The 17,861-nt window shown below is 74.2% G+C and carries 17 protein-coding genes; 12 read left to right on the top strand and 5 right to left on the bottom strand.

The window, feature by feature from the left end:
• Positions 1-209 precede the first annotated feature (209 nt).
• From CGE01nite_RS10660 to CGE01nite_RS10645, 4 genes are read left to right on the top strand one after another with little or no spacing between them, the layout of a single operon-like run.
• On the top strand, positions 210-1,292 hold the full coding sequence (locus tag CGE01nite_RS10660) for a cupin domain-containing protein (protein ID WP_229747579.1): 1,083 nt from the start codon (positions 210-212) through the stop codon (positions 1,290-1,292).
• A complete protein-coding gene (locus tag CGE01nite_RS10655; protein WP_141370827.1) occupies positions 1,289-2,146 on the top strand; it encodes a fumarylacetoacetate hydrolase family protein in 858 nt (285 codons plus the stop codon). Before CGE01nite_RS10660 ends, CGE01nite_RS10655 begins: the two co-directional genes overlap by 4 nt.
• A gap of 1 nt (position 2,147) precedes the next feature.
• Entirely contained in the window at positions 2,148-2,909 is a 762-nt protein-coding gene (locus CGE01nite_RS10650; RefSeq protein WP_141370825.1) for a maleylpyruvate isomerase family mycothiol-dependent enzyme, read from the top strand.
• A gap of 19 nt (positions 2,910-2,928) precedes the next feature.
• Positions 2,929-3,375 (top strand): MarR family winged helix-turn-helix transcriptional regulator, encoded by a 447-nt coding sequence (locus CGE01nite_RS10645; protein WP_082156119.1) that lies wholly within the window; start codon positions 2,929-2,931, stop codon positions 3,373-3,375.
• 1 nt (position 3,376) lies between these two features.
• Here the strand turns inward: CGE01nite_RS10645 and CGE01nite_RS10640 are convergent, their stop codons facing one another.
• The 4 genes from CGE01nite_RS10640 to CGE01nite_RS10625 form a co-directional block, all read right to left on the bottom strand.
• Positions 3,377-4,183, bottom strand: a complete 807-nt coding sequence (locus tag CGE01nite_RS10640; protein ID WP_048341358.1) for an ABC transporter ATP-binding protein — start codon at positions 4,181-4,183, stop codon at positions 3,377-3,379.
• Positions 4,176-4,961, bottom strand: coding sequence for an ABC transporter permease (locus tag CGE01nite_RS10635; protein WP_141370823.1), 786 nt, complete (start codon positions 4,959-4,961; stop codon positions 4,176-4,178). The genes CGE01nite_RS10640 and CGE01nite_RS10635 overlap by 8 nt, the downstream gene beginning before the upstream one ends.
• Positions 4,961-5,770, bottom strand: coding sequence for an ABC transporter permease (locus CGE01nite_RS10630; RefSeq protein ID WP_229747569.1), 810 nt, complete (start codon positions 5,768-5,770; stop codon positions 4,961-4,963). Before CGE01nite_RS10630 ends, CGE01nite_RS10635 begins: the two co-directional genes overlap by 1 nt.
• A 92-nt stretch (positions 5,771-5,862) precedes the next feature.
• Positions 5,863-6,867 (bottom strand): ABC transporter substrate-binding protein, encoded by a 1,005-nt coding sequence (locus CGE01nite_RS10625; RefSeq protein WP_141370821.1) that lies wholly within the window; start codon positions 6,865-6,867, stop codon positions 5,863-5,865.
• Between the two features lie 188 nt (positions 6,868-7,055).
• Between CGE01nite_RS10625 and CGE01nite_RS10620 the strand changes: the two genes are divergently transcribed.
• The 5 genes from CGE01nite_RS10620 (at position 7,056) to CGE01nite_RS10600 (ending at position 12,528) form a co-directional block, all read left to right on the top strand.
• Positions 7,056-7,961: a PaaX family transcriptional regulator gene (locus tag CGE01nite_RS10620; RefSeq protein WP_141370819.1), complete on the top strand. Its 906-nt coding sequence runs from the start codon at positions 7,056-7,058 to the stop codon at positions 7,959-7,961.
• Between the two features lie 157 nt (positions 7,962-8,118).
• On the top strand, positions 8,119-9,825 hold the full coding sequence (locus CGE01nite_RS10615; protein WP_141370817.1) for an AMP-binding protein: 1,707 nt from the start codon (positions 8,119-8,121) through the stop codon (positions 9,823-9,825).
• Complete coding sequence (locus tag CGE01nite_RS10610) at positions 9,822-11,012, top strand: thiolase family protein (RefSeq protein WP_141370815.1); 1,191 nt, start codon at positions 9,822-9,824, stop codon at positions 11,010-11,012. Before CGE01nite_RS10615 ends, CGE01nite_RS10610 begins: the two co-directional genes overlap by 4 nt.
• Positions 11,013-11,179: 167 nt before the next feature.
• A complete protein-coding gene (locus CGE01nite_RS10605) occupies positions 11,180-11,614 on the top strand; it encodes a MaoC family dehydratase (RefSeq protein ID WP_048341385.1) in 435 nt (144 codons plus the stop codon).
• A complete protein-coding gene (locus tag CGE01nite_RS10600; protein ID WP_141370813.1) occupies positions 11,611-12,528 on the top strand; it encodes an SDR family NAD(P)-dependent oxidoreductase in 918 nt (305 codons plus the stop codon). Before CGE01nite_RS10605 ends, CGE01nite_RS10600 begins: the two co-directional genes overlap by 4 nt.
• A gap of 28 nt (positions 12,529-12,556) precedes the next feature.
• Here CGE01nite_RS10600 and CGE01nite_RS10595 read toward each other — a convergent pair whose 3' ends face one another.
• A complete protein-coding gene (locus CGE01nite_RS10595) occupies positions 12,557-13,528 on the bottom strand; it encodes a PaaX family transcriptional regulator (protein WP_141370811.1) in 972 nt (323 codons plus the stop codon).
• 110 nt (positions 13,529-13,638) lie between these two features.
• Here CGE01nite_RS10595 and CGE01nite_RS10590 point away from each other — a divergent pair, with 110 nt between their 5' ends.
• The 3 genes from CGE01nite_RS10590 to CGE01nite_RS10580 are packed head-to-tail and all read left to right on the top strand — an operon-like array spanning position 13,639 to position 17,815.
• Positions 13,639-14,496 carry a fumarylacetoacetate hydrolase family protein gene (locus CGE01nite_RS10590; RefSeq protein WP_141370809.1) on the top strand — a complete coding sequence of 286 codons (858 nt, stop codon included), beginning with the start codon at positions 13,639-13,641 and terminating at the stop codon, positions 14,494-14,496.
• A complete protein-coding gene (locus CGE01nite_RS10585) occupies positions 14,493-16,586 on the top strand; it encodes an acetate--CoA ligase family protein (protein WP_229747568.1) in 2,094 nt (697 codons plus the stop codon). Before CGE01nite_RS10590 ends, CGE01nite_RS10585 begins: the two co-directional genes overlap by 4 nt.
• Positions 16,583-17,815, top strand: a complete 1,233-nt coding sequence (locus tag CGE01nite_RS10580) for an FAD-dependent oxidoreductase (RefSeq protein WP_141370807.1) — start codon at positions 16,583-16,585, stop codon at positions 17,813-17,815. The genes CGE01nite_RS10585 and CGE01nite_RS10580 overlap by 4 nt, the downstream gene beginning before the upstream one ends.
• Positions 17,816-17,861: the final 46 nt, after the last annotated feature.

Raw genomic sequence — 17,861 nt, 5'->3', positions numbered from 1 at the left:
GCGCGGGCCCCCGCCGTCACCCCCTGGAGAGCGCTCGGTCAGAACGGGACGAACCGGCGCAGGCCCACAGTAGGAAGGCCGTTCGGGCGCTGCCAGGGGGCGGCCACTGGGTGGACGGCGTCCGCCCCTTCCGTGCGCGGCGGTTCGCGCCTATCGTTGGTATGCCAACGACTGACGACGACGTCATCGAGGAGAGCACCGTGGACCAGATGGACGGCACCGCCGACACCCCCGAGCTCAAGCAGCTCTACGCCGACTTCGAGGCGAACAACCTGGCCCCGCTCTGGACCCAGCGGGACGACCTCATGCCCATGGCGCCGGCGCCCCAGGCCATCCCCTTCATCTGGCGCTGGAAGACCCTGTTCGACATCGCCGAGCGGTCCGGTGAGCTCGTCCCGGTCGGGCGCGGCGGCGAGCGTCGCGCGATCGGGCTCGCGAACCCCGGCCTGCCGGGCACCGCGTACGCGACCCCGACGCTGTGGTGCGCGATCCAGTACCTCGGCGGCCACGAGACCGCCCCGGAGCACCGCCACAGCCAGAACGCGTTCCGCTTCGTCGTCGAGGGCGAGGGCGTGTGGACCGTCGTCAACGGCGACCCGGTGGCCATGCGACGCGGCGACCTGCTGCTCACGCCCGGCTGGAACTACCACGGCCACCACAACGACACCGACCAGCCGATGGCCTGGATCGACGGCCTCGACGTCCCGTTCTCGCACTACGCCGACGTCGGCTTCTTCGAGTTCGGCTCCGAGCGCGTGACCGACGAGGCCTCGCCCGACGTCTCGCGCGCGGAGCGGCTGTGGGCGCACCCGGGGCTGCGGCCGCTGTCCGGGCTGGAGGACCAGACGAGCTCGCCGCTGTCCGCCTACCGCTGGGAGCACACGGACCGCGCGCTGACCGAGCAGCTGCGGCTCGAGGACGAGGGCTACCCGGCGACCGTCGAGCAGGGGCACGCCGCGATCCGGTACACCAACCCCACGACCGGCGGCGACGTGATGCCCACCCTGCGATGCGAGTTCCACCGCCTGCGCGCGGGCGCCGAGACGCCCACACGGCACGAGGTCGGCTCGTCGGTGTGGCAGGTGTTCGAGGGCGACGGGACGGTCGTGCTCGGCGGGACCGAGCACCGCGTCGAGACCGGTGACCTGTTCGCCGTCCCGAGCTGGGTGCCGTGGTCGCTGCACGCCGACACCCAGTTCGACCTGTTCCGGTTCAACGACGGGCCGATCATCGACCGGCTCCAGTTCACGCGCACCTACGTGCCCGGCCAGCGCAACGAGGACCTCGCGTGAGGCTCGGCACGCTGCGGGTCGGTGCCTCGTCGACGGACGGTCCCGCCGGGCGGACGACGGTCGCGGTGCGGGTGGACGACGAGACGGCGGTCGAGATCGGCGACGCCGCGGACGTGGGTGCGCTGCTGGCCGACCCGCTCTGGCGTGCGCGCGCGGCGGCGGCCGACGGCCCTCGGCACGCGCTCGCGGACCTCGAGCCCCGCGCCTGGGCGCCGCCCGTGCTGCGGCCGTCGAAGATCGTCTGCGTCGGGCTCAACTACCGCAACCACATCCTCGAGATGGGCCGGGAGCTGCCCGCGTTCCCCACGCTGTTCGCGAAGTATCCCGAGGCCCTCGTCGGGCCGTACGACCCGATCGTCCTGCCCGCGCACGCGGCCGACGCGGTCGACTGGGAGGGCGAGGTCGCGGTCGTCGTCGGCGCCCCGGCACGCAGGCTCGACGAGGCCGCCGCGCGCGACGCGATCGCCGGGTACGCGGTGCTGAACGACGTCACGATGCGCGACTACCAGTACCGCACCGCGCAGTGGCTGCAGGGCAAGACGTTCGAGGCGACGACACCGTTCGGGCCGTGGCTCACGGTCGACCAGCCGCTCACCGGCGAGCTGCGCACGGTCGTCGACGACGAGCAGGTGCAGCACACGCGCGTCGACGACATGGTCTTCGGCCCGGCCGCCCTGGTCGCGTACGTCTCGCAGATCCTGACGCTCCACCCGGGCGACGTCATCGCGACCGGGACGCCCGGCGGCGTCGGCCACGCGCGCACACCCCCGCGCTACCTGCGTCCGGGGAACCGGCTGACGACGACCGTCACCGGGCTGGGCGAGCTCCGCAACGACGTCGTCGCGGAGGCCTGACGTGGCGGGCCGCACCGACCGGACGACCGACCCGCAGCTGCTCGCCTCGTTGCTGCTGGCCCGGCGGGGCCAGGCGTACTTCTCCCGCACGCTCAACGAGCTGCGCAACGACGAGCTCGACGCCCCGTCGCTCGTGCCGGGCTGGACCCGGCGGCACGTCGTCGCGCACGTCGGCCTGAACGCGCGTGCCCTGACGCGACTGACCGAGTGGGCGGCCACGGGCGTCGAGACCCCGATGTACGCCTCTCGCGAGGAGCGCGACGCGGAGATCGAGTACGGCGCGACCCTGCCCGCGCGCGCCCTGCGGAACCTGTCCGCGCACGCGGCCGTGCACCTCAACGTCGAGTGGCGGGACCTGTCCGACGAGGCGTGGCGTGCGCAGGTCCGCACCGCCCAGGGGCGTGTGGTCCCCGCGAGCGAGACGGTCTGGATGCGCACGCGCGAGGTGTGGGTGCACGCCGTCGACCTCGACAACGGCGCGTCCTTCCGGCACTTCCCGGCCGAGCTCGTCGACGGTCTCCTCGCGGACGTCACCCGCACCTGGCGCGCGCGGGGCGACGCCGGGGGTGTCGTGGTCCCGGTCCTCGAGCCCACGGACCGCGCGGCGCTCACGGACGACCCTGCGAGTGGCGACGACGTGCCGCGCACCCACCTGCGTGGCCGCGCGGCCGACCTCGCGCGATGGGCGACCGGCCGCGGCGGCGCGCACCTGCTGACGACGACCGACGGCACGCCCGTCCCGGCACCACCGCGCTGGCTCTGACGACTGCCACCATGGCGCCGTGAGCGACCCGCTGCCCCTCGACCTCGCCCGGCACACGGGCTTCCTCGTGCGCCGCACACAGCAGGCGCACCTCGCGGCCTGGGCGCAGGAGGTCGGCCCGCGGCTGACGAACGTGCAGTTCGGCGTGCTCAACGTCCTGCACCGGCTGGGCGAGGCGAGTCAGCGCGAGCTGTGCGACGCCCTGGACCTCGACCGCTCGACCGTCGCCGGGCTCGTCGCCCGCCTCGAGGCGCGCGGCCTCGTCGCGCGCGTGCGCGCCACGGCGGACCGACGCCGCAACGTCGTCCGCCTCACCGATGCGGGCCTTGCCCTGCTGCGCGAGCTGGTCCCCTCGGCGGCGCGTGTCGACGCCGTCCTGACCTCAGCCCTGACCCCGACCGAGCGCGAGACCCTCCAGCACCTCCTCACCACGATCCTCGACTCCCACACCCCCGCACCGGAGTGACTCAGGGCGTGGCGGGGACCGACTCGCCGCGCTTGGCGCGCTGGATCTGCTCGTAGACGTGCGTGCGCAGCTCGGTGAACCGGGGCATCGCGCGCGTGGTGAGCTGGTCGCGGGCGTCCGGTAGGTCGATCGCGAGGTCCTCCTGCACGAACGTCGGGGAGCTCGACAGCATCAGGACGCGCTCGCCCAGGTAGACGGACTCGTCGATGTCGTGCGTGACGAACAGGACGGTCACGCCGAGGTCCCGCCACACGCGTCGGACGAGGTCCTCCAGGTCGGCGCGGGTCTGGGCGTCGACCGCGGCGAAGGGCTCGTCCATGACGAGGATCTCGGGCTGGTAGGCCACGGCCCGCGCGATGGCGACGCGCTGCTGCATGCCGCCCGAGAGCTGCCAGGGGTACGTGTCGAGCGCGTGGCCCAGCCCGACCTCCTCGATCGCCCGTTCGACCAGGGCGAGCCGCTCGCTCTTGGGCACGCCGCGCGCCTTGAGCGGCAGCGCGACGTTGTCGCGCACCGTGAGCCACGGGTAGAGGCTGCGCCCGTACTCCTGGAACACCAGCGCCATCTTCTTCGGCGGCGCGGTGACCTCGGCCCCGTCGAGGGTGACCGAGCCCGCGGTCGGCGGGAGCAGGCCGGACAGGCACTTGAGCAGGGTCGTCTTCCCGCAGCCGGACGGCCCGACGATGCAGACCAGCTCACCGGGCTGCACGTCGAACGTGATCGAGCCGACGGCCTCGACCGGCCCGGCGGCGCCCTGGTAGGTCTTCTTCAGGTCCCGGACGGACAGCAGGGGTGTTCGCTCAGCCACGTGCGACCTCTCTCGAGCCGTGGTACCAGTGCAGCACCCGTCGTTCGACGAGCTGGAAGACGCCGGCGACCAGGACGCCGACGAGGCCGAGCAGCAGGATGCCGCTCCACATCTCGGCGACCATGTACTGCCGCTGGAAGAAGACGATCTGGTAGCCCAGCCCCGACGACGAGGCGAACATCTCCGAGATCACCATGAGGATCAGCCCGATCGACAGGCACAGCCGGACGCCAGCCATGATCTGCGGGCTCGCGGCGGGCAGCACGACGTACCGGTAGGCCAGGACGCCGCGGACCCGGTAGGACCGCGAGGTGTCGACGAGCACGGGGTCGGTCCCGCGCACGCCCTCGATCGTGTTGAGCAGGACCGGCCACACGCTGCCCGAGACGATCACCGCGAGCTTCATGGAGTCGTCGATGCCGAGCAGGAGCATGAGCACCGGGACGAGCACGACGGGCGGGATCGCGCGGAAGAACTCGAGCATCGGCTCGAGCAGGGACCGCAGCCACGGCGTCGCGCCGATCGCGGTGCCCGCGACGATGCCGATGACGATCGACAGCAGCACTCCGATCGCGAACCGGCTCAGGCTCGGCAGGACGTCGCGCGTGAGGGTCTCGGGGGCGAGCCAGGTGGTGACGAACGCGTCGAGCACGCGTGACGGCGGCGGGTAGTAGAGGTTCGTCGTGCCCTGCGTGGCCAGGCCCCAGGCGACGACGAGGAGCGCGGGCAGGCCGACGACGAACGCGATCGAGACGAGTGAGCGACGCACGGCGGGCATCAGCGGGCGCCTTCCTTGCGGACCGACGGGTGCCAGTGCAGCACGCGGCGCTCGACGAGGCGCGTGGCGAGGTTCACCAGGAGCCCGAGCAGCCCGGTGACCAGGACGAGCGCGTAGAGGCCCGGCGCGTCGGGGGCGGAGCGGTACACGTCGATCTGCCGGCCGATCCCCGGGTTGCCGATCACGAGCTCGGCCGTGATGGTCAGGACCAGCGCGATCGACGCCGCGAGCCGGAAGCCCGTGATGACGTACGGCAGCGCGGTGGGGAAGACGACGTGGCGCAGCCGCGCGAGGCGCCCGAGCCCGAAGCTGCGCGCGGTGTCGTCGGCGACGGTGTCGACGTCCCCCACGCCGTACAGCACCTGGATGAACACCTGCCAGAACGGCGCGTAGACGACGATCACGAGCGCGGCCTCGCGGGACAGGCCGGCCACGAGGACCGCGAGCGGGATGATCGCGACCGACGGGATGGGCCGCAGGAACTCGACCGTGCTGTGCGTCGCGCGGCGCAGGAACGGCACCAGGCCGATCACGGTCCCCGCGACCACCGCCGCGACGACCGCGATCGCGAGCCCGATCGCCCAGGTGACCACCGTGTCGCCGAGCGCCGACCAGAACGTCGGCTCGCCGAGCTCGGTGACCAGGCGCGCGGCGGTCGTGGAGAACCGCGGCAGGTACGCGGGGTTGACCAGCTCGGCGCGTGCCACGAGCTCCCAGGTGGCGGCGAAGCCGACGATCCCGAGGAACCCGAGCAGCGCGGCGCGGCCGGAGCGGGGCGCCGCCGAGCGGCGACCCCCCGCGCCGGTCACGGCGCGCTCGTCGGGGCCGGCCCCGTGTCCGGCCCGGGCCGGGGAGGCGGCGCCCCCGAGGTCCGGGCCGGTCACCGTGTCGGCCGCCTGCTTCACTCGACGATGAGGGTGTCGAGGTCCGGGGCCTTCTCGAAGTACGTGTACTTGACCGCGAGGTCGGACAGGCCCTGCAGGACGCTGACGTCGAGCTCGGTCGAGAAGGTCGGGAAGCGGAGGTTCGCCGCGGCCGGCTCGGGCAGCTTCATCTCGTCGACCAGCGACTGACGCACGGCGGCGTCGTTGTCCTTGGCCCACGCGAACGCCTCGGTCATGGCGTCGCGGACGGCGTCGACGAGCTCCGGGTCGTCGGACACGGTCTTGCCCGTGGTCTGCACGACGAGCGTGGGCAGGCCCGGCAGGACCGCCTGGTACGGGTCGACGACCCGCGCGCCGCCCGCGCCGACGATGATCGAGACGAACGGCTCGGGCACCCATGCGGCGTCGATGTTGCCCGCGTCGAGCTGGGCCTGGGCGTCGGGGAATGCGACCTCGACGAACTGGATCGAGTCCGGGTCGCCGCCGTCGGCCTCGACCGCCGCCCGGATCGTGAGGTCACCGGCCGCGCCGATCGAGTTGACCGAGACCTTCTTGCCCGCGAGGTCGGCGGGCTTGGTGATGGCGCTGCCGGCACCGACGACCACCGAGTTGATGTCGTCGCCCTCGGTGAGGCTCTGCGCGTAGTTGGCGATGATCTTGACGTCCAGCCCCTGCAGGCTGGCCCGCATCGCGCCGAACGGCTGGCCGATCGAGAAGTCGATGTCGCCGTTGAGCAGCGCCGGCATCGCCTGCGCGCCGCCCTGGATCGGCTGGACGGTCACGTCGAGCCCGTGCTCGGTGAAGATGCCGGCCTTGACTGCCGCCCACAGCGGGGCGGTCTCGCTGATGGTCAGCGCGCCGATCGTGACGGGTGTCGGGGTCGCGTCGCCGTCGTCGGTCGCCGTCGCCCCGGGGGCGGCCGAGGTGTTCGACGGGGAGGGCGTGTCGGACGACGAGCACGCGGCGAGCCCGAGGGACAGCGTCGCGACGAGCGCCGCCACGAGAGCGGGACGTCGGTTCATGGGGTCCTCAATTCTCCGTTGAATCGCGGGTGACTGGCGGGCAGCTCCGCACGCCGTCGGGACCGACCAGCGCTCGGACCATGCATGACACTCGTCCAGCAATCGTGCAGTCGAATGTCACGCATGTCAATGAGCGTTCGCGCCCCCGATGCCGACATGTGACCTGACGCCGTGCGAGAATCGCGCGCATGTCGACGCCGTCCCAGGGCGCGCTCGGACCGGGCGGTGCCACGGTCCGGCGGCGGCCGGAGCAGCTGCTGCTGGCGTTCATGGGCGAGCTCATGGTGGCCGGCGGCGCGGGCCCGCTGCCCGCCTCGGTGCTCATCGCCGTCCTCGGCGAGCTGGGCGTCGGCGAGGCCGCGACGCGCGCGGCGCTGACCCGCATGGCGACCCGACGCCTGCTCGCCTCCGAGCGCGTGGGGCGCACCGTCACCTACCGCCTGACGCCCGAGAGCGAGCGCGTGCTCGGGGAGGCCCGCGACCGCGTGTTCGACGCCGACCCGTTCGCGCCGCGGGGCACCGGCTGGACGCTCGTGACCTTCTCGGTCCCCGAGAGCCGCCGCGACGTGCGGCACCGCGTGCGGGCCCAGCTCGCCTGGGCGGGGTTCGGGCTGCTGCGTGACGGGCTGTGGATCGCGCCCGGCGAGGTCGACGTCGCGCTGGCGCTGGGCGGCGTGCACGACGACGGGCGGCACGACGAGCAGCGGCACGACGAAGAGCGACACGACAGCGGGGCGGGGGACCGCGGCGACGACGACGAGCTCGAGCTCCTCGCGTTCCGCGCCCATGAGGTCCCGGGGTTCTCGGCGGCGCGCAGCGTCCGGACCGCGTGGCGGCTCGACGCGATGCGTGCGCGGCACGAGGAGTTCCAGCACCGCTGGGCGGGCGCCGCGCCCGACGCCGACCGCGCGCTGTGCGACCTGACCGCGCTCGTCGCCGACTGGCTCGACCTGCTGCGCGCGGTGCCGCGCCTGCCGCCCGAGCACCTGGCCGACGACTGGCCCGCCGCGCGCTCGGTCGCCGCGTTCGGCCGCCTCCACACGGCCCTCGCCGAGCCGGCCCGCGCCGAGCTCGGCCGACGCCTCGCACCCTGACCCGGGGGCGCCAGCAGCGGCGCGAGACCCGGGCAATCATTCGACATCTCGTTGACGATCGTCACGAGAATGGTTGACGTCCGCGGTCGCGGCGGGCACGATCGCTAGGTCAGCAGCCGTCGCGCCCGAGCGCGGCCCGCCCACGAGGATGTGAGCAGTGGCAGACGTCCCGTCGTCGTCCGGTGACCTCGATCGCGCCAACTACGCAACGATCTGGGACGCCGTGGCGCGTGCCGTGCCGGACCGCGTCGCCGTGCGGGCGCAGGGCACGACGCTCACGTACGCCGAGTTCGAGGAGCGCGCCGCACGACTGGCCTCGACGTTCGTCGCGCGCGGCCTCGGCGCGGAGTCGACCGTCGCGATCTTCATGTACAACCGGGTCGAGTACCTGATCACGCTGTACGCGGCGTACAAGATCGGCGCGATCCCGGTCAACATCAACTTCCGCTACCAGGGCACCGAGCTCGCCGAGCTGCTGGAGATGTCGCGGCCGTCGGCGCTCGTGCACCCGAGCAGCCTCGCCCCGGCCGTGCGCGACGCCGCGCAGCGGGTCGCACTGCCCGCGCTCGTCCTCGTCGTGCCCGACGGCCCGCCGCGGGACGCGCCCGACGAGGCGGTCGAGATCCCCGGCGCGGCCCCGTTCGACTCCGCGCTCGAGGCCGACCCCCTCCCCCCGCAAGAGCAGGGCCCGGAGCACAAGATCTTCATGTTCACCGGCGGCACCACGGGCCGGCCCAAGGCGGTCGAGTGGACGCACGGCAACCTGTTCGACAGCCAGCAGTTCTCGATCTACGGCTCGCTGCCCGTCGACCTGCCGACCTCCCTCGACGAGGTCACCCGCATCGCCGCACGCGACGACCTGCCGCGCACGGTCTGCCTGCCGCTGCCGCCGATGATGCACGCGACCGCGCTGTTCAACGTCATGAACGCGATCGTGCTGGGCGGCACCGTCGTGTTCCTGCCCGCCGCGCGCTTCGACCCGCGCGCGGCCGTGCGGGCCATCGCCGAGCACGGGGTCACGCGCCTCGTCGTGGCAGGCAACGCGATCGTCGGACCGCTCGTGGACGTCCTGGACTCGCCCGAGGGGGCCGGTGCGGACATCTCCGGGCTGGGCACGGTGCTGAGCTCGGGCATGGTGTGGTCCGACGACCTCAAGCGACGGCTCCTCGCGCACGCGCCCCGCGCGACGCTCATCGACATCGTCGGGGCGAGCGAGGGCGGTCCGTTCGCGTACGGCGTGGTGCGCGGGCCCGACGACCTGCCGTGCCGACCGCGCCTCGCGCCCGGCGCCGTGGTCCTGTCGCCACAGCTCACCCCGGTCGAGGAGGTCGGCGAGACGGGCATGCTCGCCTACCGCGGCGCGATGCCGCTGGGCTACCACGACGACCCGTCGCGCACCGCCGAGACGTACCCCGTGATCGACGGCGTGCGGTACGTCATGCCGGGCGACTGGGTGCGCGTGCTCGGTGACGGCTACGTCGAGCTGCTCGGTCGCGGGTCCGGCGTCGTGAACACCGGCGGCGAGAAGGTCTTCCCCGGCGAGGTCGAGAAGGTGCTGCTCGCGCTGCCGGGAGTCGTCGACGCCGTGGTCCTGGGCCTGCCGGACCCGCGCTGGGGCGAGGTCGTCACGGCCGTCGTCGTCACCGCGCCTGGCGCCGGGGTCACGCCCGAGCAGGTGCAGGACGAGGTCGGCCGGCACCTGGCCGGGTACAAGAAGCCGCGTCGCGTCCACGTCGTCGACGAGCTCCAGCGCAGCCCCAGCGGCAAGGTCGACATGCACCGGCTGCGCCGCCGCATCACCGAGCTCGAGGCCCCCGCCGCCGACGCGAGCGGCGCGCCCGACCCTGCCGAGAGGACCCGATGAAGTTCACCGATGCCTACATCCCGTTCGGGATGAGCTGGACCTCGCCGTTCGCCAAGTGGCAGGGGCCGCTCGCCGAGCTCAACAGCCTGGACGTCGCGGTCGACGTCACCGGGCGGGCGCTCGCGGACCGCGGGCTGCCGCCCGAGGAGATCACCGAGTGGACGCTGGGGTGCACGGTCCCGCAGCAGCACGGCTTCTACGGCGTCACCGGCCTCTCGCGCCGCCTGGGTGCCGGTGAGCACGGCGGGCCGTGGATCTCCCGCGCGTGCGCGACCTCGGCCGCGGTGATCGAGCACCTCGCGACGCAGGTGCAGCTCGGCGCGCACGCGACGACGATCGGCGTCATCACCGACCGCACCAGCAACGGCCCGCTCATGCTGTGGAGCAGCGCCCGGGGCCCCGGCGGCGCACCCGTGAGCGAGCACTGGGTGCTCGATCCGATGAAGCTCGACCCGACGACCGGCCAGAGCATGAACGACACGGCCGAGAACACCGCGCGGGCCGCGGGCTACACGCGTGAGCAGGTCGACGAGGTCGCGCTGCTGCGCTACGAGCAGTACCGCAGCACGCTGGCCGACGACCGCGCGATCCAGCGCGCCTACATGGTGCCTGTGCGCATCCCGGGCCGCCGCGAGGACGACTGGCTCGAGGCGGACCACGGCGTCTTCCCGACGACGGCCGAGGGCCTGGCCCGGCTGCGTCCCGTGGCGCCCGACGGCGTGGTGACGTTCGGCGCGCAGACGCACCCGGCAGACGGGTGTGCCGGCGTGGTCGTCGCGCACGGTGCCCGGGCGCGCGAGCTGGGGCGGGACGGGGTCACCGCGCAGATCCTGGCGACCGGCTTCGCGCGCGCCGAGCCCGCGTACATGCCGCGGGCGCCCGTCCCGGCCGCGCTGCGCGCGCTCGCCGAGGCGGGCGTCGAGGTCGCCGACCTGGACGTGGTGACCACGCACAACCCGTTCGCGGTGAACGACCTGTGGTTCGCCGAGCAGACCGGCTACCCGCTCGAGCGGATGAACCCGTACGGGTCGTCGCTGGTCTACGGCCACCCGCAGGGTCCCACCGGCGCCCGCGCCGTCACCGAGCTCGTGCACGCGCTGCATGCGCGCGGGGGCGGGACCGGCCTGTTCACCGGCTGCGCCGCGGGTGACTCAGCCGGGGCCGTCGTCGTCCGCGTGGACGGCTGACCGCCTTCCCCCTGTTCTGACCTGTCCTGCACGGCCCTGTTCCTGTCCCGGCCCGACGACGAGAGCGAGCACACCTCATGTCCTCCGACAACGCCGCCGCACCCACGGCGACCCCGACCGACGAGGCGCCGCCCGACGAGGCGACGCCGGTCCTGACCACCGTCGCCATGAGCGACCTGCCGTCGCTCGTCGGGACGACGTTCGGACCGTCGTCCTGGCGCACTGTCACCCAGGAGCAGGTCGACCGGTTCGCGGACCTCACGGGTGACCACAACCCGATCCACGTCGACCCCGCGTACGCGGCGGGCACGCCGTTCGGCGGGACGATCGTGCACGGCTACTTCACGCTGGCCCTCGTCGTGCCGCTCATGGCCGAGGTGATCGAGGTGACCGGGGTGGGCACAGGGGTCAACTACGGGCTCGACCGGCTGCGCTTCCCGGCGCCCGTGCGGGTCGGGTCGCGCATCCGCGTGACCTCGACGCTGTCGGACGTGACCGAGGTGGCCGGCGGGTACCAGGCGGTCTTCGAGAACACGTTCGAGGCCGAGGGGCTGGCCAAGCCTGCCGCGGTCGCCGTCATGATCGTGAGGTACTACGCATGAGCATCGACCTGACCGAGAAGTCCGCGGTCGTCACCGGGAGCGGCCAGGGCCTGGGCCGCGCGTACGCCCGCGCGCTGGCCGCGGCCGGGGCTGGGGTCGTCGTCAACGACGTGAACCCCGACTCCGCGCAGGAGACCGTCGACGCGATCGTCGCCGACGGTGGGATGGCCGTCGCGGTCGTCGCGCCCGTGGGCCCCACCGAGACCGCCGACCAGCTCGTCGCCACGGCCGTCGAGGCGTTCGGGCGCCTCGACGTCCTGGTCACCAACGCGGGCGTGCTGCGCGACCGCGTGCTGTGGAAGACGTCCGACGAGGACTTCGACCTCGTCGTGCAGACGCACCTGCGCGGCACCTTCACCACGGCGCGGGCCGCCGCGGTCCACATGCGCGAACGGGGTGAGGGCGGCCGGATCGTGCTCGTCGGCTCGCCCGCGGGGCAGCACGGGAACTTCGGCCAGACGAGCTACGCCGCGGCGAAGGCCGGGATCGTCGCGATGGCCCGCACCTGGTCGCTCGAGCTCGCGCGCGCAGGCATCACCGTCAACGCCGTCGTGCCGACCGCGATCACCGCGATGACCGCGACCATCCCGGTGTACGCCGAGGTCGCGGCGGCGTACGACCGCGGCGAGCCGCTGCCGCGCGTGGTGCGCCAGGAGCACGCGCTCGGCGGGCCGCAGGACGTCGCGCCGCTCGTCGTGTGGCTCGCGTCCGACGCGTCCGCGGGCGTGACCGGGCAGGCGATCGGGATCGGCGGCGACAAGCTCTCGCTCTACTCCGTCCCGCAGGAGCTGGGCGTGACGTTCCGCGAGGGCGGGTGGGACGCCGACGCGATCGCCGAGGCGTGGCAGGACACGTTCTCCTCGCTCCAGCAGCCGAGCGGGATCACGCTGCCGCCGCTCGACGCCCCGGCCTGACGGCTCGGTACCTCACCGCCTGACGGGCTCAGCGGCCCGCCGGGGCCGCGGTCCGTGCGAGGCCGCTCGGGGCCGGCGGCGCGGGTCGCGGTCCGGGCGGGTCGGACAGCACGGAGAACTGGACGACACGGTCGGTCAGCTCGGGCGCGTACGCGCCGATCACCTGCCGCACGCGTACGGACGCGGGCGCGCCGAGCTGCTCGTACGTGTCCAGGAGCAGGTCGCGGGCCTGGTCGCGCGGCCAGTCGGCCGGCAGGAGCGGACGCGGCAGGTCCGGGTCGATGCCCGGGAACGCGCGCCAGCCGTCCATGAGCGCGGTGCGCTTGACGAGCGCGTCGACCGGGGAGATCGCGCCCTTGCCGAGCGCGGCGTGCGTGGGCTCCCACGTCGTGACGAACGTGCGGTACAGCTCGGCGAGACCGCCGAGGTCCCACGCGCTCTGGGGCTCGACGGTCGCGTCGGGCAGGTCCGGGGAGGTCGCGACGAACGCCGTGGCGCGCGTGACCCCGAGGTCCCCGAGCTCGGCGAGCGCCTGGTCGTGGCGCGGGTGCGGTGAGATCCACAGCGCGTCGTAGAGCGGCGCGAACCCGAGCCAGCGCAGCCGTGTGCGCAGCTGCTCGCGCGCCGAGCGGTTGGTCTCCGGGACCGAGAAGGCCACGAGGCTCCAGCGCCCGTCCCACGCGGCCTGGTTCCCCGCGCCGAACGCGACGATGCGCTCGGCGCCGCGGCGCATGACGGACTGCGCGCGGGGGGTCATCGCGTAGAACGTGTTCCGGCCGCTGCGGGTCGAGACGAGCAGGCCGTGCTTGACCATGCGGCTCAGGGCGGCGCGCGCGGCGACGTCGCTCACGCCGAAGTCCGCGAGGAGGTCGACGAGAGCGGCCGAGGGCAGCGGGTCGGTCTGTCCCCACCAGTAGTCGCCGAGCAGGGTCAGGAGCAGGCTCGGCGGCGAGCCCTGCCGGGTGCGCGGTGTGCGGCTGCCCTCGCTGGTCCGCGCCACGGGCTGCTCCCCTCTCGTCGGTCGCCGCCCCCGGCGGCAATGCTTGACACATTCTACGTCGGCCGCAGATAGTGATGTCACGTTCTAGCGAGCTCGGGGGAGCGATAGCGATGAGGCTAGCCAGCACCGTCGACGCACGCCTGCACGTCCTCCTGGCCGACGGCTCGGTCGACGTGACCGACGCGCTCGGCCTGACGCCCGGCCCGGGCGGGCCCCTGCTGGCGTTCCTCGACCGCGGCGGCTCGCTCGCCGAGCTCCGTGCCCTCGACCTCGACGCGCTGCCGACGCAGCCGTTCGACGAGCGCCGGCTCGCGGCGCCGATCGCGCGCCCCGGCAAGGTGGTCGGTGCGCCCGTCAACTACCTCGACCACAAGGCCGAGATGGGCGAGCAGCGCACGATCGCCGACTACGGGATCTTCCTCAAGGCGAGCTCGTCGGTCATCGGACCCGGCGAGCAGATCCGCCTGCCGTACCTGGACGTCCGCACCGACCACGAGGGTGAGCTCGGCGTCGTGATCGGGCGCACCGCCAGCCGCGTCCCGGCCGAGCGCGCCCTGGAGCACGTCTTCGGCTACGCGCCGGTCCTCGACATCACGGTCCGGTCGGGCGAGGACCGGTCGACGCGCAAGTCCTTCGACACGTTCACGCCGCTGGGTCCGTGGGTGACGACGGCCGACGAGGTCGGCGACCCCGGCGCGCTCGAGCTGCGCTGCTGGGTGGACGGCGAGCTGCGCCAGTCCGCGAGCACGGCCGACCTCATCTACGACGTCGCCGAGCTGATCGCCTACACGAGCCATGTCATGACGCTGCACCCCGGGGACGTCATCGCGACCGGGACCCCCGCCGGCGTCGGGCCGATCGCCGCGGGGCAACGGGTCGGGGTCGAGATCGAGGGGCTGGGGCGGCTCGACGTCTGCGTCACCGACGAGGGCGCGATCGCGTACGCCGACCGGCCGGGTCCTCGGTGACGGCGGTCCCGCCGGCCGCCGGTGCCGTGGCGCACGCGCGCACGGCGCACCCGCTGGAGGTGATGTTCCGGCCGACGAGCATCGCCGTGGTCGGTGCCTCCGCGCAGCCCGGCAAGGCCGGGCACGCGATGGTCCAGGCGCTGCGTCACTTCCCCGGCACGCTCCACCCGGTCAACCCGCGCGGCGGGCACGTGCTCGGCCACCCGGTGCTGACGACCCTGCGCGAGTCGTCCGGCGTGGACCTCGCCGTGCTCGTGGTCCCGCCCGAGGCCGTGCCCGCGGCGCTCGAGGACGCGCGCGACGCCGGGGTGCGCGCGGCGGTCGTGTGCGCGGGCGGGTTCGCGGAGTCCGGACCCGACGGCGCGCGCATCCAGGAGCGCGTGGCGCGCGTGGCGCAGGAGGCCGGCATCCGGCTCCTGGGCCCCAACACGTCGGGCTTCATGAACCCGGTCGACCGGACGACCGCCAACTTCATGCCCGCCGTGGCGGACCTGCCGGCCGGCTCGGTGAGCGTCGTGGCGCAGTCCGGCGGGGTGAACCTCGCCCTGGCGTTCATGCTCGCGCGCGCCGGGGTCGGTCTGCGGCTCGGCGCCGGGCTCGGCAACGCGATCGACGTCGACTTCCCCGAGCTGCTGGACCTGCTCGCGGACGACGAGGCGACCACCGCGGTGGGCCTGCACGTCGAGGGCGTGACCGACGGGCCCGCGCTCGTCGCCGCGCTGCGCCGGACCACGGCGCGCAAGCCCGTCGTGGCGTTCAAGGTCGGGCGGTCCGACGTCTCGGAGTTCGCGCGATCGCACACCGGCGCGATGACGGGCTCGTACGAGGTGACGCGCGCCGCGCTGCAGCAGGCCGGGGCGGTGGTGGTGGACAGCCTCGAGGAGCTGGTCGCCGCGCTCGCCGCGCTGCGCGAAGTGCGGCTGCCCGCGGCCGAGCGCATCGGGGTCGGCCTGCTCACCGGGCAGGCGGGTCCGGGCCTCGTCGTGACTGACGCGCTCGGTGCGCGCGGGATCGACCTCCCGCCCCTGGCCGACGCCACGCAGCAGCGCATCGCCGAGCTGCTGCCGCCGCTGACCTTCCAGCGCAACCCGGTGGACACCGGCCGGCCCTCGCCGACGTTCGGTGACGTGCTCGGCGCGGTCGCCTCCGACCCGGCGATCGACGTCGTCGGCGTGTACGCGCTCGACGAGCCGGGCGCGCTCGACCCGGTCGCCGCGCTCGGACCGGCCGCGGGCCGCGTGCTGTTCGCGACCGGGGGACCGCCGGACGCGCTCGCCGCACGGCGCCTGGGGCTCGACGCCGCGGGCATCCCGATGCTCGCCGGTCCGGGGGACCTCGCGACCGCCCTCGCGGCGGTCGTCACCGACGCCCGCCTGCGCGCGGTCGTCGACGTGCCGCCCGTCGCCGCGACGCGGACGCTCGGGCGCACGCTCGACGAGCACGAGGCCAAGACACTCGTCGAGGCGTACGGCCTGCGCACGCCCGCGCGTCGCGTCGCCGACGACCGGGCGCAGGCCCACGCGGCGCTCGCGGACCTCGGGCGCGGCGGGGGTCGCGTCGTCGTGAAGGTGCTCGACGCGGACGTGCTGCACAAGTCTGACGTCGGCGGGGTGCACGTCGGCGTGAGCGACGCCGCCGCGCTCGACCGCGCGCTCGACGCGATCGACGCCATCCCCCGCGCAGGTCACCCGCGGCGCTACCTGCTCGAGCAGCTCGCGGCGCCCGGCGCCGAGCTCATCGTCGGCGCGGTCCGCGACCCGGTCTTCGGCCCCGTGGTGCTGCTCGGGCTGGGCGGCGTGGCGGCCGAGCTCGGCGGGGCGGCGGCCTTGCGGCTCGCGCCGCTGTCGGAGGCCCGCGCGCGCGAGATGGTCGCCGCGCTCCCGCCCACGGTCCTGCACGGCTTCCGCGGCACCCCGGCCGTCGACGTCGAGGCGCTCGCCGAGGTCCTGCGCGCCGTCGGCGACTTGATCAGCGACCACGGCGACGTCGCCGAGGTGGACCTGAACCCGGTCCGGATCACGGCCGAGGGGCCCGTCGTCCTCGACGCCCTCGTCGTCGTGGCACCCCCGAGAGGAGACACGCGTCCGTGAGTGCACACCCCCTCGGCTCGGGCGACACCCGAGACGTCCTGGTCGTCGGCGCCGGCCCGGTCGGGCTGACCGCCGCGTTGGCGCTGCGTGCGTACGGGCTGCCGGTCACGGTGCTCGAGGCCGGGCCGGACGGCCGGCAGCGTCCCGGGAGCCGGGCGATCTTCACGCACAGCCAGACCCTGCAGATCCTCGACCGGATCTCCCCCGGGCTGGGCGCCGAGCTCTACGAGCACGGCGTCTACTGGAACACCCAGCGCACGTTCTACGGCGGCAAGGAGGTCTACGCCAAGACCTACCCGGACCCGCCCGCGGGGGTGTACCCGCACTTCACGAGCCTGCCGCAGGTCCAGATCGAGGCGTACCTGTACGCGCGCGCGGTGGCCGCCGGGGTCCGGTTCGCGTGGGAGCAGGAGGTCGAGCAGATCACCACCGAGGACGACGGGGTCACCGTGACCACGGCCGCAGGGGCCCGCTGGGACGCGGGTTACGTCGTCGGCGCGGACGGGTCGCGCTCGGCGGTGCGCAAGCAGATCGGTGCGCGCATGGAGGGCGGGAAGGACGACGGCTGGTACGTCGTCGTCGACGTGGCCGAGCTCGACGAGCCGACGCTGCCGCGCGAGCGGCACTTCCACTACGCGCACCCGGCGGTCGGCGGTCGCAACGTGCTGATCGTGCCGTTCGCCGGTGGGTACCGCGTGGACCTGCAGCTCGTGGACGGCGACGACCCCGACGAGCTCGCGTCGCCGCAGGGCGTGCGCACGTGGCTCGACGCCGTCCTGCCGCCGGGCTACGCGCAGCGCACGACGTGGGTCTCGACGTACCAGTTCCTGCAGCTCGTGGCGCACGACTTCGCTGACCCGCACCGCCGCGTGCTCCTGGCCGGGGAGGCCGCGCACCTGTTCGCGCCGTTCGGCGCGCGTGGCCTCAACTCGGGCGTCCCCGACGCGGAGGCGGCGGCGATCGCGATCGCGGCGGCGTCCCGGGCCTCGGGGCCGGCGGCCCGCACGCCGGTCGAGGCGTTCGCGCTCGCTCGTCGGTCCGCGGCGCTGTTCAACCGCGACGCGGCCGGTGAGGCGCTCGCGCACCTGCGCCCCGACGCCGCGACGGCCGCGAAGGTCCGCGACGCCGCCGAGCGCGCGCCGGCCGACGAGGCCGCGTCGGTCTGGCTCGAGAAGGCACCGTACGGCCCGCGCGGCGTCCACCGCGCGGAGACGCCCTACCGCTACTGACCCACCCGCTGCACGCACCCACCTGGTGCAGACCCCACCTGCGTCG

This window comes from Cellulomonas gelida, assembly GCF_006538725.1.
GTDB lineage: Bacteria > Actinomycetota > Actinomycetes > Actinomycetales > Cellulomonadaceae > Cellulomonas > Cellulomonas gelida.
This window is presented reverse-complemented; position numbering and strand designations above follow the sequence as displayed.

What these genes read in the sequence shown, in the direction of transcription:
- CGE01nite_RS10600 (WP_141370813.1), top strand. Translation starts at nt 11,611, where the DNA reads ATGAGCATCGACCTGACCGAGAAGTCCGCGGTCGTCACCGGGAGCGGC.
- CGE01nite_RS10605 (WP_048341385.1), top strand. Translation starts at nt 11,180, where the DNA reads ATGAGCGACCTGCCGTCGCTCGTCGGGACGACGTTCGGACCGTCGTCC.
- CGE01nite_RS10590 (WP_141370809.1), top strand. Translation starts at nt 13,639, where the DNA reads ATGAGGCTAGCCAGCACCGTCGACGCACGCCTGCACGTCCTCCTGGCC.
- CGE01nite_RS10620 (WP_141370819.1), top strand. Translation starts at nt 7,056, where the DNA reads ATGTCGACGCCGTCCCAGGGCGCGCTCGGACCGGGCGGTGCCACGGTC.
- CGE01nite_RS10625 (WP_141370821.1), bottom strand. Translation starts at nt 6,867, where the DNA reads ATGAACCGACGTCCCGCTCTCGTGGCGGCGCTCGTCGCGACGCTGTCC.
- CGE01nite_RS10610 (WP_141370815.1), top strand. Translation starts at nt 9,822, where the DNA reads ATGAAGTTCACCGATGCCTACATCCCGTTCGGGATGAGCTGGACCTCG.
- CGE01nite_RS10660 (WP_229747579.1), top strand. Translation starts at nt 210, where the DNA reads ATGGACGGCACCGCCGACACCCCCGAGCTCAAGCAGCTCTACGCCGAC.
- CGE01nite_RS10635 (WP_141370823.1), bottom strand. Translation starts at nt 4,961, where the DNA reads ATGCCCGCCGTGCGTCGCTCACTCGTCTCGATCGCGTTCGTCGTCGGC.